The following is a 14,321-nucleotide window of genomic DNA, read 5'->3' on the forward strand; positions in this document are numbered from 1 at the left end:
ATCTTGTGGACAGCGGATGCCGGAGGGTCATCCGTACCTGTGACCACGATCGGGTCAGGTGAATCGTTCGATCAGCAGGCTCGAGCGGCCGCCTTCCGCACGAGCTCGCCGATCCGCGCCTCGTCCTCGACGGTGAGCCGCGTCAGTGCGAAGGCGGTGGGCCACACGGTGCCCTCGTCCAGTTGGGCGACGTCGTTGAAGCCGAGCGTCGCGTACCGCGCCTTGAACTTTCCCGCGCTCTGGAAGAAGCACAGGACCTTGCCGTCCTTGGCGTAGGCGGGCATGCCGTACCAGAGCCTCGGGGCGAGACCGGGCGCGTTGGTCGTGACGATGGCGTGTATCCGTTCGGCCAGTGCGCGATCGGGCGCGTCCATCGTCGCGATCTTCGCCAGCACGTCCTGCTCGCCATCCGCCTCGGTGGCGCGGGCGCCGCGGCGGGCCGCCGTCTTCAGCTCCTTGGCGTGCTCCTTCATCGCGGCGACCTCGTCGGCCGAAAATCCGGTGTTGGTCTTGGTTTTCGTGGTCATGGTTCGTTCTCCTGCTCGAAAGTTCAGCGGTCTTGGATCAGGCCGAGGACATTGCCGTCGGTATCGGTCACGGTGGCCACCAGGCGGCCGGCGCCGACCTCGTGCGCGTCCTCCCGGAGCGTCGCGCCCGCGGCGGTCAGCTCGGCGAGCTTCGCCGCGATATCGGCGACGTGCCAGTAGGACACCGGGGAGGTCATCTGCTGCGGCCCGCCGTTCGGCACCAGCCCGATGTGCTGGCCCTCGGCGTCGAAGCCGACGTAGTAGGCCGAGTCGGTCTGCGGCGGTATGCCGAGCAGCGCCGTGTACAGGGCCTTGGCGGTCGCGAGGTCGGAGACCGGATGCAGCACGGTCTTGATGCCCTGGGTGGTCATGATCCCTCCTGAATTCGTTGGTGCCCAAAGCATCGCCGCCGCGGCGGTCCGCCCACATCCGTGCCGACCACGGAATCGGCCACGGATCGCCGCACGGATCACCGGCGGCGGGTACCGTGACCTGCGCGTCGTCGGTATCGTCGCGCGCAGAACCGACCGGGAAGTATCGGACCGGCCGGATACGGGAGAGTGGCGTTATGGCAGTGACAGTGGAGATCTCGGCTCGGGAGGCCGAGGTGCTCTCGCTGGTGGGGGAACATCTCAGCAACGCCGAAATCGCTGCGCGACTGTTCATTTCGGTGCGAACGGTGGAGAGTCACGTCTCCTCGCTGCTGCGCAAACTGGAGGTTGCGGATCGGCGGGCGCTCGCCCGGCACGCATCCACGCCCGCGCCTGCCGACCGAGCGCATCCGGTGCTGCCGACACCGCTCACCTCGTTCATCGGCCGCGACCGCGAACGGGCCGAACTCGCCGAGCTGCTCGCGAAGCATCGGCAGGTGACCGCGGTCGGCCCCGGCGGGGTCGGGAAGACCCGGCTCGCGTTGGCGGTCGCCGCCGAGGTGGCGGGTGCGTATCCGGACGGGGTGTGGTTCGTGGACCTGGTCCCGACCACCGAGCCGGATATCTGCGTCGTCGCCGGTACGGCCGCGCTCGCACTCGGTCTCGGCGAACAACCCGGCCGGGGCATGGACGAATCGGTGCTCACCGCGCTGGCCGACCGGCATGCCCTGCTGGTGCTGGACAACTGCGAGCATGTGCGGGACGGTGTCGCACCCTTCATCGAACGGCTGCTCGCGGCCTGCCCGAAGGTGACGGTGCTCGCGACCAGCCGGGCCCGGCTGCTGGTGCCGTTCGAACGGGTCTACCAGGTGCCGCCGATGTCACTGGACGGTGCGGGCGCCTCGGATGCGGTCGCGCTGTTCATGGATCGGGCCGCGGCCGGCGGTTGGCCGCCGAATCACGCACTGCGCGACCAGGTCGCGGCGTTCTGCGCGCGGCTCGACGGCGTCGCGCTCGCCATCGAGCTGGCCGCCGCGCGCTGGACGACGCTCGGGCTGGACGGCCTGACCGCCGGACTGTCCGATCAACTCCGGATGCTCGCGGGCGGCGCGCGCGCCGAGGACCGGCACCGGTCGGTGCGGGCCGCGCTCGACTGGAGTCACGCCCTGCTCGACCCGGCCGACCGGCTGCTGCTGCGCCGGGTGTCGGTATTCATGAAGTCGTTCACCGTCGCGGCCGCCGCGCAGGTCGCCGCATCCGAAAAGGGCGTTGTCGCAGACGGATTGGCGCGGCTGGTGGAACAGAGCCTGCTGCTGGTCTCGGCCGCGCCGGGCGGGACCGAATACCGGGCGCTGGAAACCATCCGCCAGTACGGGATGGAGCGACTCGCCGAGGCGGACGAATTGGATATCACCCGGTCCCGGCACCTGCGCTGGTGCCTGACCGAGGCCGCCGAGCTGGCTGTGGTGCGCGCCGAATGGCGGCCCCGATTCGATGCCGCGGCCGATGATTTCCGTGCCGCGATGGCATGGGCGGCGGACCGGCGGGAGCAGCGCGCGGACGCATACCGTTTCGCCAGGGGTCTGGCGGGAATGTTGTTCACCCGCAATCTGATCGGCGAATCCCAGTGGCGCTTCGAGCAGGCGGCCGTGCTCGCCGACGACCCGGCCGACGCCGCATCGATGCTGCGGCAGGCCGCCGCGGCGGCCGCGTGCCAGCTGCGCGGCGACGATATGGACCGGCTCTACCGCGCGGCCGCCGCGGCCGCCCGCCGGGCCGGTGATGCCGCGGGCGCAGCCACCGACCTGGCGACCGCCGCCGCCAACTCCTACCGGTTCGCCAGCAAATTCGCCAGGACGCTGCCGCAGGCGGAGGCCGCCGCACTCATCGCCGACGCGCGGGAATCGGCGGGTGATGACCTGGCCGCGCAGGCCGCGGTGGCGCTGGCCGAAGCCGGGCGCGCGCTCACCGATGCGTTCGCCGCCGCACCCGACAGCGCTGCGGCGCGGATCATCGAATACGCCGAGCGTGCGGTGGAACTCGCGCGTCGCACCGGCGATCCGCTCGCCGAATCCGCCGCGCTCGACACCTTGGCCGGCGCACAGAGCTGGGCGGGCGACGCGTTCGCCGCCGCGGCGACGGCCCGGCGCCGGGTGAACCGGCTCGCGTCCGCGCCGGACACACCGCTCGGCACCCACGAGTTGATCGACGCGCTCGGCGAGGCAACCGAGGCGGCGCTCGGCGTCGGCGATCTGCCCGGCGCGCGGCGCTCGGCGCGCCAGCTCGCCGACCATCCGATGCTCGCCGAGGTCGGCCACCGTGCGACGTGCTGGCTGCTGGTGGTCGACGCGCTGGCGGGCAATGTCGGCGAGGTGCTCGTCAACGGCGCGCGATTCCTCGAGTCGTGGCAGCGGGCGGGTAACCCGACCGGGCCGGTCCTCGGCGCCGCGGTGGCCGGTGTCGCGATGATCAACGGCCTGCGCGGCGACGACGCGGCGCGCCGCGAATGGGATGCCGTGCTGAACCGGCTCGACACCGCGCCCGAGCACGCGTACGGATACCGCGCGGTGTTCGACGCAATGCTGTTGCTGCACAACGGACAATCGAGCGCGGCCCACGACCGGCTGGCGGCCGAACCCGGCGAGGTGTGGCGTTCGATCACCTGGCTGTGGCTGCACTGGTATGTCGCGCTGCGCGCGGAAGCGGCCGTGCTCGCCGAAAGCGCCGACGCCGGAACATATTCGGCGCGGGCCAGGGAACTGGTGGCCGGGAATCCCGTCGCCGGTGCGCTGGTGGAACGGGCCGAGGGTCTGCGCACGGGGGACCGGCAGCGGATGCTCGCAACGGTCGCCGTGTTCGACGCCGCCGGATGCCGCTACCAGTCGCTGCGGACCCGGATGCTGGCCGGTGGCGACCACGCCGAGGAACTCGCGGCCCTCGGCCTCGCTCCGATGGCCAGGTGACGTTACATTTGCTCGGGGCCGCAGCGTGTTTCGGCCCGATGCGTGCCGGGGAGGATCATGGGTTTGCGGCCGGGGACGGTATTCGCCGGGTTCGCCATCGAGCGACTGCTCGGTGTCGGCGGGATGGGGTCGGTATATCTGGCCACGCATCCGCGGCTGCGGCGCCGGGTCGCGCTGAAGGTGCTGGCCGACGCGTTCACCGGTGATCCGAAGACCCGCACCGCATTCGACCGCGAGGCGACCCTCGCCGCCGGACTCGATCACCCGAATATCGTTCCCGTATACGACCGTAGCGCCGCCGACGATCCCGCGCTGTGGTTGGCGATGCGCTATATCGACGGCGGTGATGTCGCCGGATTGCTGAGCGCGCATCCGGACGGGCTCGCACCGGAGCGAGCCCTGCGTTTACTCGAAGATGCCGCGCACGCACTGGATTACGCGCATGCGCAGGGTGTGCTGCACCGGGATGTGAAACCGGCCAATCTGCTCGTCGAGCACGATCGGCGCGGCGGCGGGCGCGCGGTGCTCACCGATTTCGGGATCGCGCGCACCCTCGACGACACCGTCACGCTATCCGGTATCGCCGCGACCTTCGCCTATGTCGCACCGGAACGATTCACCGACGCGCCCACCGATCACCGCGCCGACCTTTATTCCTTGGGCTGCACCCTATTTCAGCTGCTGACCGGACGGCAGCCGTTCCCGCGCAAGGAACAGGCGGCCGTGATCGCCGCGCACCTGAGCGCACCACCGCCCGCGCCGAGCGAGTTACGTCCCGAACTCCCGGCCGAATTGGACGCCGTGCTCGCCACCGCACTGGCGAAATCGCCGGAGGACCGATACGCCACCTGCACCGCGTTCGCCGAGGCCGCGGCGAACGCGCTGCGACCGGCCGCGGTCACCGTGCGCGCGGAATCGCCACGGCCGGTTCTGGTTTCGGGTAATGCGTTGCCGGATCAGGCGGTGATCCCGACCGTCATCCGCGCCGCGGCGCCCGCACCGCCGATACCGTTCGAACAGCCGCGGTGGGTGGAGCCGGTGACCGGCGGCAAGCCTCGGCGCATGCGATTCGTGGTGGCGTCGGGACTGTTGCTGGCCGGTGTCGGTGTCGCGGTGGGTGCGGCATTCGTGATGCGCGACGACGGTGGATCGTCCAACCCTGGGACAACGTCCAAGGTTGCGCCGCAACCGGTTACGACGACCACCACATCGAGTGCGCCGACGACCACGCAGCCACCGCCCGCGCCGCCGACCGAAGCCCCCACCCCGGCGGACATTCCGCCGATCACCACCGCCCCGCCGCAACCGCCACCGCGGCGCATCACCACCGTGCCGCAGCAGGCCCCCGCCCCGCAGCCCGGGCCGGTGGTTCCGCAGACGCGCTCGTACCAGTGGCCGGAGTAGTCGTACCAGTGGCCGGAGTAGGTGCGCCTGATCGGCGCCGTCGACGAGGTCGCCCGCAGATCCGCCGCGGACGCCCGCAACCGCACGTCCTGGACGATGTCCTCGGCATCGGCGACCCCGCCGAGCAGTCGGTAGGCCGCCCCGAATACCACGGATCTGTGCCGCTCCCATTCGATTTCGAGAATGGAGGTGGTCACAGGCCTACTCGGGAATTCGGCTATCGACTTCCGCCAGGGTTCGCCGCGTGCCGAGCTACGGCTCACGGGATTTTCGCCACACGAGCGTCAGCGGGTCCCGCTCCGCCGATCAGACGAAGCGGGACCCGTATCGACTAGCGCACCGCTTGGGCGGCGGTCACCATATTGCGCAGCGCCAACTCCACCTCGGCCGGGCCGCGGGTCTTCAGGCCGCAGTCCGGATTCACCCAAAGTCGTTCGGCGGGGATCACTTTGAGTGCGGTCCGCAGTGAAGCGGTGATCTCCTCGACGCTGGGCACCCTCGGCGAGTGGATATCGTAGACACCGGGCCCGACGCCGAGGTCGAATCCGGCGGACCGGAGATCCTCGACGATCTCCATGCGCGACCGGGCCGCCTCGATGGAGGTGACGTCGGCGTCGAGTCCGGCGATCGCGTCGATGACCTCACCGAATTCCGAATAGCAGAGATGCGTGTGGATTTGGGTGCTGTCGGCGATACCGGCGGTGGCCAACCGGAACGCACCGACCGACCACTCCAGGTAGCCGGGTTGGTCGGCGGCACGCAGCGGCAGCGTCTCCCGCAGGGCGGGCTCGTCCACCTGGACGATGCGGATGCCCGCCGCCTCCAGATCCACCGTCTCGTCCCGAATGGCAAGGGCCACTTGACGTGCCGAATCGGCGAGCGGCTGATCGTCGCGCACGAACGACCACGCGAGAATGGTCACCGGGCCGGTGAGCATGCCCTTGACCGGCTTGTCGGTGAGCGACTGCGCGTAGGTGATCCAGTCGACGGTCATCGGATTCCTCCGCGCCACATCGCCGTACAGGATCGGCGGCCGAACGCACCTGGTGCCGTACGACTGCACCCAGCCGTTCTCGGTGGCGGCGAATCCGTCGAGCTGTTCGGCGAAGTACTGCACCATGTCGTTGCGTTCCGGTTCGCCGTGCACGAGCACGTCGAGGCCCAATTTCTCCTGTAGCGCAACGACATCGGCGATCTCAGCGCGCATCCGGCGCTCGTATTCGGCCTGATCGATCTCACCCTTGCGCAGCGCGGCGCGGGCCTGCCGGATGGCCGAGGTCTGCGGATACGATCCGATCGTCGTGGTCGGCAGCGTGGGCAATCGCAGTCGCTCGGACTGCAATTCGCGCCGCTGCTCGGCGGGGGCGCGCCGCGCGGCGTCCGGGCCGAGCGCGGCCAACCTGGCCCGTACCGCCGGATCGTGCAGGCGCGGATCGGCCCGCCGTGCGGCCAAAGCCGCACGCGTCGCGACCAATCGATCCTCGATGGCGTCGGTGCCCTGGTGCAGACCGGTCGCCAGCGTCCGGACCTCGGTCACCTTCTCCGCGCCGAACGACAGCCAGGAACGCAGCCTCTCGTCGAGTCCGGTCTCGGCGGCCAGCCCGTACGGCACGTGCAGCAGCGAGCACGAGGTCGAAACCGCAACGGCGCCCGCGGATCCCGCGAGGTCGCGCAGCGTTTCCAGCGCACGGTCCAGATCGGCGCGCCACACATTGCGCCCGTCGATCACACCGGCGACCAGCAGTTTGTCACGCAGCACCGACACTTCGGGAACCGTTGTGCCGGAGACGAAGTCGACCGCGACGCCATCGATTCCGGTCTCGGCCAAGGCGGGCAGCGCCGCGCCCGGCCGCCCGAAGTAGGTGGCTACCAGGATGGCCGGGCGCCGCTCGGCCGCGGCCAGCTCGGTGTAAGTGAGCCGCACCAGGGCGATTTCGTCCTCGGTCAGGTCGGTGACCAGCACCGGCTCGTCGATCTGCACCCATTCGGCGCCCGCCGCGGCCAACTGAGCGAGCAACTCCCGGTACAGGCGCACCAATTCCGGCAGCCGATCGAGCGTGCGCTCCCCGGCGGATTTGGCCAGCTTCAGGAAGGTGATCGGACCGATCACCACCGGCCGGGCGGCGACGCCGAGTTCCCTCGCCTCGGCCAGTTGTGCGAGCAGCTGCTCCGGATTCAGCGAAAAGCTTGTACCCGAATCGATTTCGGGAACGAGATAGTGGTAGTTGGTGTCGAACCACTTGGTCATCTCCAGCGGTTCGATGGTGTCGGTGCCGCGCGCGGCGGCGAAATACCGGTCGAGCGGATCGGCGATCGAGGCCACCCGCGCGGGCAGCGCACCGAGCAGCACGGCGGTGTCGAGCATCTGGTCGTAGTAGGAGAAGGTGCCGACCGGCACCGAATCGAGCCCGGCGGAACGCAATTCGGACAACTGGGCGCGCCGCAGCTCACGGGCGACGGTGTGCAGTTGTTCGGCATCGATGCGACCCGCCCAGTAGGACTCGGTGGCGCGCTTGAGTTCCCGTCGCGGCCCCACCCGCGGGAGACCGAGAACCGTTGCGGTGAACGGCGTATGTGAAACAGTCACGTTGTGCTCCATTGTGTTGGACCTGGGCCAACGCCCAATCGGCAAGCGGGACCAGCGATCTGCCGAACAGGAGCCCTGAACCGGGAACACATCCGGCGAAAACGCTTCGGACCCGCGCGCCCTCTCCACGAGGCGGTGGCCACCGGATACGGCGTACCCGGTACAACCGGCAGGTCTTCGGACTCGCGGGCACCGGCCGAATCGGCCGATCCGGCAGACCGCCGGAAGGTCCTACTGGCCGTCGCTTCCCAGGCCGATGAGCCCAGTGCGTGATGACGGCGGTCGTTCCCGCTCACCGCTGCGGGGACAGTCCCGGATTCTCACCGGGTTCCCTCTTGCCCGTGCGCCCAAGGGAGCGTTCGGGTTTCGACACCGGTACGCGACGTAGGGGCTCCATCTCGCCTGCGCCCGGTGAACCAGCTGCGTCATCCAGCATATGTCCAACTACATAGTTGTCATCAAATCGGGCCGGACCTTTCTTAAGTTGGCCATGAATCACACGCCGATTCGCCTAGCATGGGCGCGTGTTGAAATCTGTGGTTGGCCGCGCACTCGCACCACTTGCGGCCGGGGTGGGGTCTGTTCAATTGGTGCGAGTGGATCGCCCCACCGTGGTGCTCACCTACGATGACGGGCCCGAGCCCGGCAGCACCGAGCCGGTGCTGGCCGCGCTGGCCGACGCCGGTGTGACGGCGACCTTCTTCGTCCTGGTCCGGCGCGCCATGGAGCAGCGCGCGCTCTTGAACGATGTGCTGGCCGCGGGTCACGAGATCGGCCTGCACGGCTACGACCACATCCGGCTGACCACCCTGCCCGCCACCCAGGTGTACCGGCGGACCAGGGATGCCCGGCGGCAGCTGGAGGATTTGTGTGGCAGACCGGTCCGCTGGTTCCGGCCGCCGTACGGCGCGCAGATCGCGAGCACGTGGACCGCGATTCGCGCCGCCGGTCTGACCCCGGTGGTGTGGAGCCGGTTCGCGGGCGACTGGGTCGACGAGGATGTCCGGAAGCTGGCCGGGCAGGCGCTGGAGGGCATCGGCGACGGCGATGTGCTGCTGCTGCACGACGGATTCGCCAATGCCGCCGACGGCGCGGACGACGGTCCGGCGCCCACCTTCGATCGGGGTGCGCTCTCGCGCCTCGTGCTGGACGGTCTGGCCGAGCGCGGTCTGGCCGCCGCCTCGTTGGGCGATGCGCTCGCACACGGCAGTTCGGTTCGTAACATTTGGCTGGTTCGCTGAGATAGTTTCAGCGCCAGCAACTTTCACATCTCCTCCGTTGCCCGCCGTGCGCCCGGCGATGCGTTCGGCGGCCAGGTAATGGTGGATGGTGTGAGAATCGTCACTAAACGTTGGATTCCCCCTATGCTGACCGATGCACTAAATTCTGCTCAGTCTGTGGGGGAGTGCCTTCCCGCTTGTAGCTTGGATGTGGGGTTACCGTGGTCGCACGATCGATTTCGATCGTCATTCCCGTTTTCATTTCGGATGCCGAGGGTCTGGGTTTCCTCGACGTTCAACTCGGTGCAATAGCCGAGCAAGACTACGTTGGCCCGCTCGAGGTAGTCGTGGCGGACAATGGATCGCCGACTTTCGTGCGTCGACATATACTCGAGCATCCGCTGCGGGAAAAACTCGACCTGAAATGGGTCGATGCGTCGGCGCACAAGGGCGCCGCCTTTGCCCGAAATATTGGTGCAGACCACGCCGAGGGCGAGATACTTCTTTTCTGCGATCACGACGACAAGGCGTATCCGAATTGGGCGAGGCGGCTCGTCGAATTCCTGGAAGAGGGTTACGACCCGGTCTGCTCGGCCGTCGAGGGTAAATCGCTCAATGCGGATAATCCGCGCGGCGTCGCCGATGTGCCCGCGCCGGACAAATTCCAACCGGCCGGTGTCTTCGCCCCGATCATCATTGCCGGAAGCACCGCATGCCGCGCCGAGGTCTACCGCAAACTGGGCGGCATGGATGTGACCTATCCGGCCAATGAGGATGTCGAATTCGGCTGGCGTGCGCACAATGCCGGATACCGCACCGGATTCCTGCCCGAGGCATTGCTGGCCTATCGCTATCGGCCCGGATTCAAACCCGGCTACCGGCAGGGACGCAGCCGGGGCATCGGGCTCGCCCGGTTGAACGCCGAATATCCGGGTAACGGTATGCCGGAAATCAGGCTGCCGGAATTACTGGTGCGTATTTGCGGACTCGCGGTGGCCCGCGGGCTGGTGAGCGAGGAGCGCGGGCTGCTGCTCGGCATCGCGGTGGGTCAGTTGCGCGGCGGTGCGAGGTATCACACCCTGCGCTGGTTGTGACTCGGTTTGCCGGAATTCGGTAGCCGACGGATGTCCATCGGCGCGTCGTATGTGACGCGCCGATGAACACAACTTCGCAAGGCTGCCAAGCCATCTTGTGAAGAACCATGCGAAGCGCCATTCCCCATCTGTGCGTGTGTTGGGGGCAGGTACCTTAGGCCAATGTTCTCCAAAGTCTTGGTTGCCAATCGCGGTGAGATCGCCATCCGTGCCTTCCGTGCCGCCTACGAGCTCGGCATCGGGACCGTCGCCGTCTTTCCGTACGAGGACCGCAATTCGGTCCACCGGTTGAAGGCGGCCGAGTCCTACCAGATCGGTGAACAGGGGCACCCGGTTCGCGCCTACCTGTCGATCGACGCGATCATCGACGCGGCCAAGTCCGCGGGCGCCGACGCGATCTATCCGGGATACGGCTTCCTGTCCGAGAATCCGGACCTCGCCGCGGCGTGCGCCCGCGAGGGCATCACCTTCATCGGCCCGTCGGCGGAGGTGCTGGAGCTGGCGGGTAACAAGGCCCGCGCGGTCGCGGCGGCACGGGCGGCCGGACTACCGGTGCTGCGGTCCAGTGCGCCGTCGGCGGATGTCGAAGAACTCCTCGCGGCGTCGCGGGAGCTGGAGTACCCGATCTTCGTCAAGGCGGTGGCCGGTGGCGGCGGTCGCGGTATGCGCCGGGTCGCCGAACCCGCACAGCTGCGCGAATCGATCGAGGCCGCGTCCAGGGAGGCCGAATCGGCCTTCGGCGACCCGACCGTCTTCCTCGAACAGGCCGTGGTGAACCCGCGCCACATCGAGGTGCAGATCCTCGCCGACCAGCACGGCAATGTGATGCACCTGTTCGAGCGCGACTGCTCGGTGCAGCGCAGGCATCAGAAGGTGCTGGAGCTCGCGCCCGCGCCGAACCTGGATCCGCAACTGCGGGAACGCATCTGCGCCGACGCGGTGGCCTTCGCCAGGCAGATCGGCTACAGCTGCGCGGGTACCGTCGAATTCCTGCTCGACGAGCGCGGCAACCACGTCTTCATCGAGATGAACCCGCGCATCCAGGTCGAACATACGGTGACCGAGGAGATCACCGATGTGGACCTGGTCCAGTCGCAGCTGCGCATCGCCGCCGGTGAGACGCTGGAAGACCTTGGCCTGAGCCAGGATTCGATCGCCATCCGGGGCGCGGCGCTGCAATGCCGGATCACCACCGAGGATCCGGCCAACGGCTTCCGCCCCGATACCGGCCGCATCACCGCCTACCGCACGCCAGGCGGCGCGGGCATCCGACTCGACGGCGGCGCCAACCTCGGCGCGGAGATCGGCGCCTACTTCGACTCGATGCTGGTCAAACTCACCTGCCGCGGCCGCGATTTCGGCCTCGCGATCGCGCGGGCCAAGCGGGCGCTCGCCGAATTCCGGATCCGCGGCGTTACCACCAATATTCCGTTCCTGCTCGCGGTGCTCGACGATCCCGACTTCCAGGCGGGCCGGGTGACCACCTCGTTCATCGACGAGCGCCCGCAGCTGCTCGCGCTGCGCGGTTCGGCCGACCGCGGCACCAAGATCCTCAACTACCTGGCCGACATCACCGTCAACAAACCGCACGGCCAACGCCCGACCACCCTTTACCCGCACGACAAACTGCCCGCCATCGACCTGGCCGCGCCGCCGCCGCACGGCTCGCGTCAGCGGCTGTTGCGTTTGGGCCCAGAGGGTTTCGCGCAGGCGCTGCGCGAGCAGAAGGCGGTCGGCGTCACCGACACCACATTCCGCGACGCGCACCAGTCGCTGCTGGCCACCCGGGTGCGCACCAACGGCCTGCTCGATGTCGCGGGCCACGTCGCGCGGCTAACGCCGGAGCTGCTGTCCATCGAATGCTGGGGCGGCGCGACTTATGATGTGGCGCTTCGATTCCTGTACGAGGACCCGTGGGAGCGGCTGGCCGCCCTGCGCGCGGCGATACCCAACATCTGTCTGCAGATGCTGCTGCGCGGGCGCAACACCGTCGGCTACACGCCGTACCCGGAGCGGGTGACCAGGGCATTCGTCGCGGAGGCGACGGCGACCGGCATCGATATCTTCCGCATCTTCGACGCGCTCAACAACGTCGACCAGATGCGTCCGGCCATCGACGCGGTGCGCGAAACCGGAACGGCCATCGCGGAAGTCGCGATGAGCTACACCGGCGACCTGTCCAACCCGAACGAATCCCTGTACACGCTCGACTACTACCTGAAGCTGGCCGAGCAGATGGTGGACGCGGGCGCGCATGTGCTCGCCATCAAGGATATGGCCGGCCTGCTGCGCGCCCCCGCCGCGGCGAAACTCGTTACGGCCCTGCGCAGTAACTTCGATCTGCCGGTGCACGTGCACACCCACGACACCCCGGGCGGCCAGTTGGCCACCTACCTCGCGGCCTGGCAGGCGGGCGCCGACGCGGTGGACGGCGCGAGCGCGGCGATGGCCGGAACCACAAGTCAGCCAGCGCTTTCCGCGATCGTCGCGGCCGCGGCCAACAGCGAATACGACACCGGGCTGAACCTGCAGAGCGTCTGCGATCTGGAGCCGTACTGGGAGGCGCTGCGAAAGGTGTACGCGCCCTTCGAATCCGGACTGCCCGCGCCCACCGGCCGGGTATACACCCACGAGATCCCCGGCGGTCAGCTGTCGAATCTGCGTCAGCAGGCCATCGCGCTCGGCCTCGGTGACCGATTCGAGGAGGTCGAGGCGAAATACGCGGCGGCGGACCGGCTGCTGGGCCGGCTGGTGAAGGTGACACCGTCCTCGAAGGTGGTCGGCGATCTCGCGCTCGCCCTCGTCGGCACCGGCGTCGACGTCGCGGATTTCGCCGCCGACCCGGGCCGCTACGACATTCCGGATTCGGTGATCGGTTTCCTGCGCGGCGAACTCGGCACACCCGCGGGCGGCTGGCCGGAGCCGTTCCGTACGCACGCACTGGCCGGACGCGGGCAGGCGAAGCCGGAAGTCCAACTCTCCCAAGAGGATGAGGAGCTGCTCGCCGGTACGCCGGAGCAGCGCCGGGCGACGTTGAACCGCCTGCTCTTCCCCGGCCCGACGCAGGAATTCCTCGCCCACCGTGAGAAATACGGTGATACGACGGGTCTTTCGGCCAACCAGTTCTTCTACGGCCTGCGGCACGGCGAGGAACACCGGGTGCAACTGGAGAAGGGTGTCACGCTGCTGATCGGCCTGGAGGCCATCTCGGAACCGGACGAGCGCGGTATGCGCACGGTGATGTGCATCCTCAACGGCCAGCTGCGGCCGGTCGCGGTGCGCGACCGGTCCATCGCCAGCGAGGTTCCCGCGGCGGAGAAGGCCGATAAGAACAACCAGGGCCATATCGCGGCGCCCTTCGCCGGTGTGGTGACCCTCGTTGTGTCCGAAGGCGATTCGATCGAGGCGGGCGCGATCATCGGCACCATCGAGGCGATGAAGATGGAGGCGGCCATCACCGCGCCCCGGGCAGGTGTGGTCGGCCGGATCGCGATCGGGACGGTGCAGCAGGTCGAGGGCGGGGATCTGCTCGTCGAACTGCGCGTACACGAGGCTGCCGCGGAATGACGCGAATCGTCGCGGGGGCGGTCGGCGGGCGCAGGCTGCGGGTGCCGCCCGCGGGCACCCGCCCCACCTCCGACCGGGTGCGCGAGGCGCTGTTCAGCGCCATCGACGCGCGACTGGACCTGCACGGCGTACGGGCGCTCGACCTGTACGCCGGATCGGGCGCGCTGGGATTGGAGGCGCTGTCCCGTGGCGCCGCGCACGTGCTGCTGATCGAATCCGATCGCAAGGCCGCCGCTGTCGTCCGCGGCAATATCGCCGACCTCGGGCTGCCCGGCGCGGAACTGCGCGTCGGCGCGGTCGGATCCGTACTGGCGGCGGGCGGCGCGGGCGAATTCGACCTCGTCTTGTCCGACCCGCCATACGATCTGGACAACGCCGCGGTGCTCGCCGACCTGCGGCTGCTCGCCGCGCACGGCTGGCTCGCGCCCGAGGCGCTGGTGATCGTCGAACGCTCCAGCCGGTCACCGGAAATCGATTGGCCCGCAGGGTATTCCGCGACCAAGCCGCGCAAATACGGCGAAACCCGGATCGAGCTCGCGGAATACTCCCCCGCCTCCCCGCGACTTTAGGCCAGACTCGTGTGCCGCG

Annotated in this window: 9 protein-coding genes, 1 pseudogene and 1 riboswitch; of the genes and pseudogenes, 6 read left to right on the top strand and 4 right to left on the bottom strand. The window is 68.8% G+C overall.

The window, feature by feature from the left end; translation table 11 throughout:
• Positions 1–71: 71 nt before the first annotated feature.
• Both LGY53_RS28305 and LGY53_RS28310 read right to left on the bottom strand, forming a co-directional pair.
• Positions 72–527, bottom strand: coding sequence for an iron chaperone (locus LGY53_RS28305; protein WP_225729750.1), 456 nt, complete (start codon positions 525–527; stop codon positions 72–74).
• A gap of 23 nt (positions 528–550) precedes the next feature.
• Complete coding sequence (locus tag LGY53_RS28310) at positions 551–898, bottom strand: VOC family protein (RefSeq protein ID WP_225729751.1); 348 nt, start codon at positions 896–898, stop codon at positions 551–553.
• Positions 899–1,095: 197 nt separating this feature from the next.
• Between LGY53_RS28310 and LGY53_RS28315 the strand changes: the two genes are divergently transcribed.
• Positions 1,096–3,861 carry a LuxR C-terminal-related transcriptional regulator gene (locus tag LGY53_RS28315; RefSeq protein ID WP_225729752.1) on the top strand — a complete coding sequence of 922 codons (2,766 nt, stop codon included), beginning with the start codon at positions 1,096–1,098 and terminating at the stop codon, positions 3,859–3,861.
• A 57-nt stretch (positions 3,862–3,918) separates the two neighbouring features.
• Positions 3,919–5,265 carry a serine/threonine-protein kinase gene (locus LGY53_RS28320; RefSeq protein ID WP_225729753.1) on the top strand — a complete coding sequence of 449 codons (1,347 nt, stop codon included), beginning with the start codon at positions 3,919–3,921 and terminating at the stop codon, positions 5,263–5,265.
• An 80-nt stretch (positions 5,266–5,345) separates the two neighbouring features.
• On the opposite strand, the pseudogene LGY53_RS44230 reads toward LGY53_RS28320, so the two are convergent.
• Together LGY53_RS44230 and metE are read right to left on the bottom strand one after the other, a co-directional pair.
• A pseudogene (locus LGY53_RS44230) lies at positions 5,346–5,528 on the bottom strand (hypothetical protein); the annotation flags it as partial.
• A gap of 68 nt (positions 5,529–5,596) precedes the next feature.
• A complete protein-coding gene (gene metE, locus LGY53_RS28330) occupies positions 5,597–7,864 on the bottom strand; it encodes a 5-methyltetrahydropteroyltriglutamate--homocysteine S-methyltransferase (RefSeq protein ID WP_225729754.1) in 2,268 nt (755 codons plus the stop codon).
• Positions 7,865–8,002: 138 nt separating this feature from the next.
• Positions 8,003–8,244, bottom strand: a riboswitch (cobalamin riboswitch).
• A 132-nt stretch (positions 8,245–8,376) separates the two neighbouring features.
• Between metE and LGY53_RS28335 the strand changes: the two genes are divergently transcribed.
• The 4 genes from LGY53_RS28335 to rsmD all read left to right on the top strand — a co-directional run bounded on the left by LGY53_RS28335 (position 8,377) and on the right by rsmD (position 14,302).
• Positions 8,377–9,093: a polysaccharide deacetylase family protein gene (locus LGY53_RS28335; protein ID WP_225729755.1), complete on the top strand. Its 717-nt coding sequence runs from the start codon at positions 8,377–8,379 to the stop codon at positions 9,091–9,093.
• A gap of 200 nt (positions 9,094–9,293) precedes the next feature.
• The gene (locus LGY53_RS28340; protein ID WP_225729756.1) at positions 9,294–10,166 is read left to right on the top strand and encodes a glycosyltransferase family 2 protein; all 873 of its coding nucleotides are present in this window, start codon (positions 9,294–9,296) and stop codon (positions 10,164–10,166) included.
• Between the two features lie 162 nt (positions 10,167–10,328).
• Positions 10,329–13,733, top strand: a complete 3,405-nt coding sequence (locus tag LGY53_RS28345) for a pyruvate carboxylase (RefSeq protein ID WP_225729757.1) — start codon at positions 10,329–10,331, stop codon at positions 13,731–13,733.
• The gene (gene rsmD, locus LGY53_RS28350; protein ID WP_225729758.1) at positions 13,730–14,302 is read left to right on the top strand and encodes a 16S rRNA (guanine(966)-N(2))-methyltransferase RsmD; all 573 of its coding nucleotides are present in this window, start codon (positions 13,730–13,732) and stop codon (positions 14,300–14,302) included. The genes LGY53_RS28345 and rsmD overlap by 4 nt, the downstream gene beginning before the upstream one ends.
• Positions 14,303–14,321 lie beyond the last annotated feature (19 nt).

This window comes from Nocardia sp. JCM 34519.1 (assembly GCF_020361265.1).
GTDB classification, from domain to species: domain Bacteria; phylum Actinomycetota; class Actinomycetes; order Mycobacteriales; family Mycobacteriaceae; genus Nocardia; species Nocardia arthritidis_A.

Coding starts and splice junctions, on each gene's coding strand:
- LGY53_RS28305 (WP_225729750.1), bottom strand. CDS start 527: ATGACCACGAAAACCAAGACCAACACCGGATTTTCGGCCGACGAGGTC.
- LGY53_RS28320 (WP_225729753.1), top strand. CDS start 3,919: ATGGGTTTGCGGCCGGGGACGGTATTCGCCGGGTTCGCCATCGAGCGA.
- LGY53_RS28345 (WP_225729757.1), top strand. CDS start 10,329: ATGTTCTCCAAAGTCTTGGTTGCCAATCGCGGTGAGATCGCCATCCGT.
- rsmD (WP_225729758.1), top strand. CDS start 13,730: ATGACGCGAATCGTCGCGGGGGCGGTCGGCGGGCGCAGGCTGCGGGTG.
- metE (WP_225729754.1), bottom strand. CDS start 7,864: ATGGAGCACAACGTGACTGTTTCACATACGCCGTTCACCGCAACGGTT.
- LGY53_RS28310 (WP_225729751.1), bottom strand. CDS start 898: ATGACCACCCAGGGCATCAAGACCGTGCTGCATCCGGTCTCCGACCTC.
- LGY53_RS28315 (WP_225729752.1), top strand. CDS start 1,096: ATGGCAGTGACAGTGGAGATCTCGGCTCGGGAGGCCGAGGTGCTCTCG.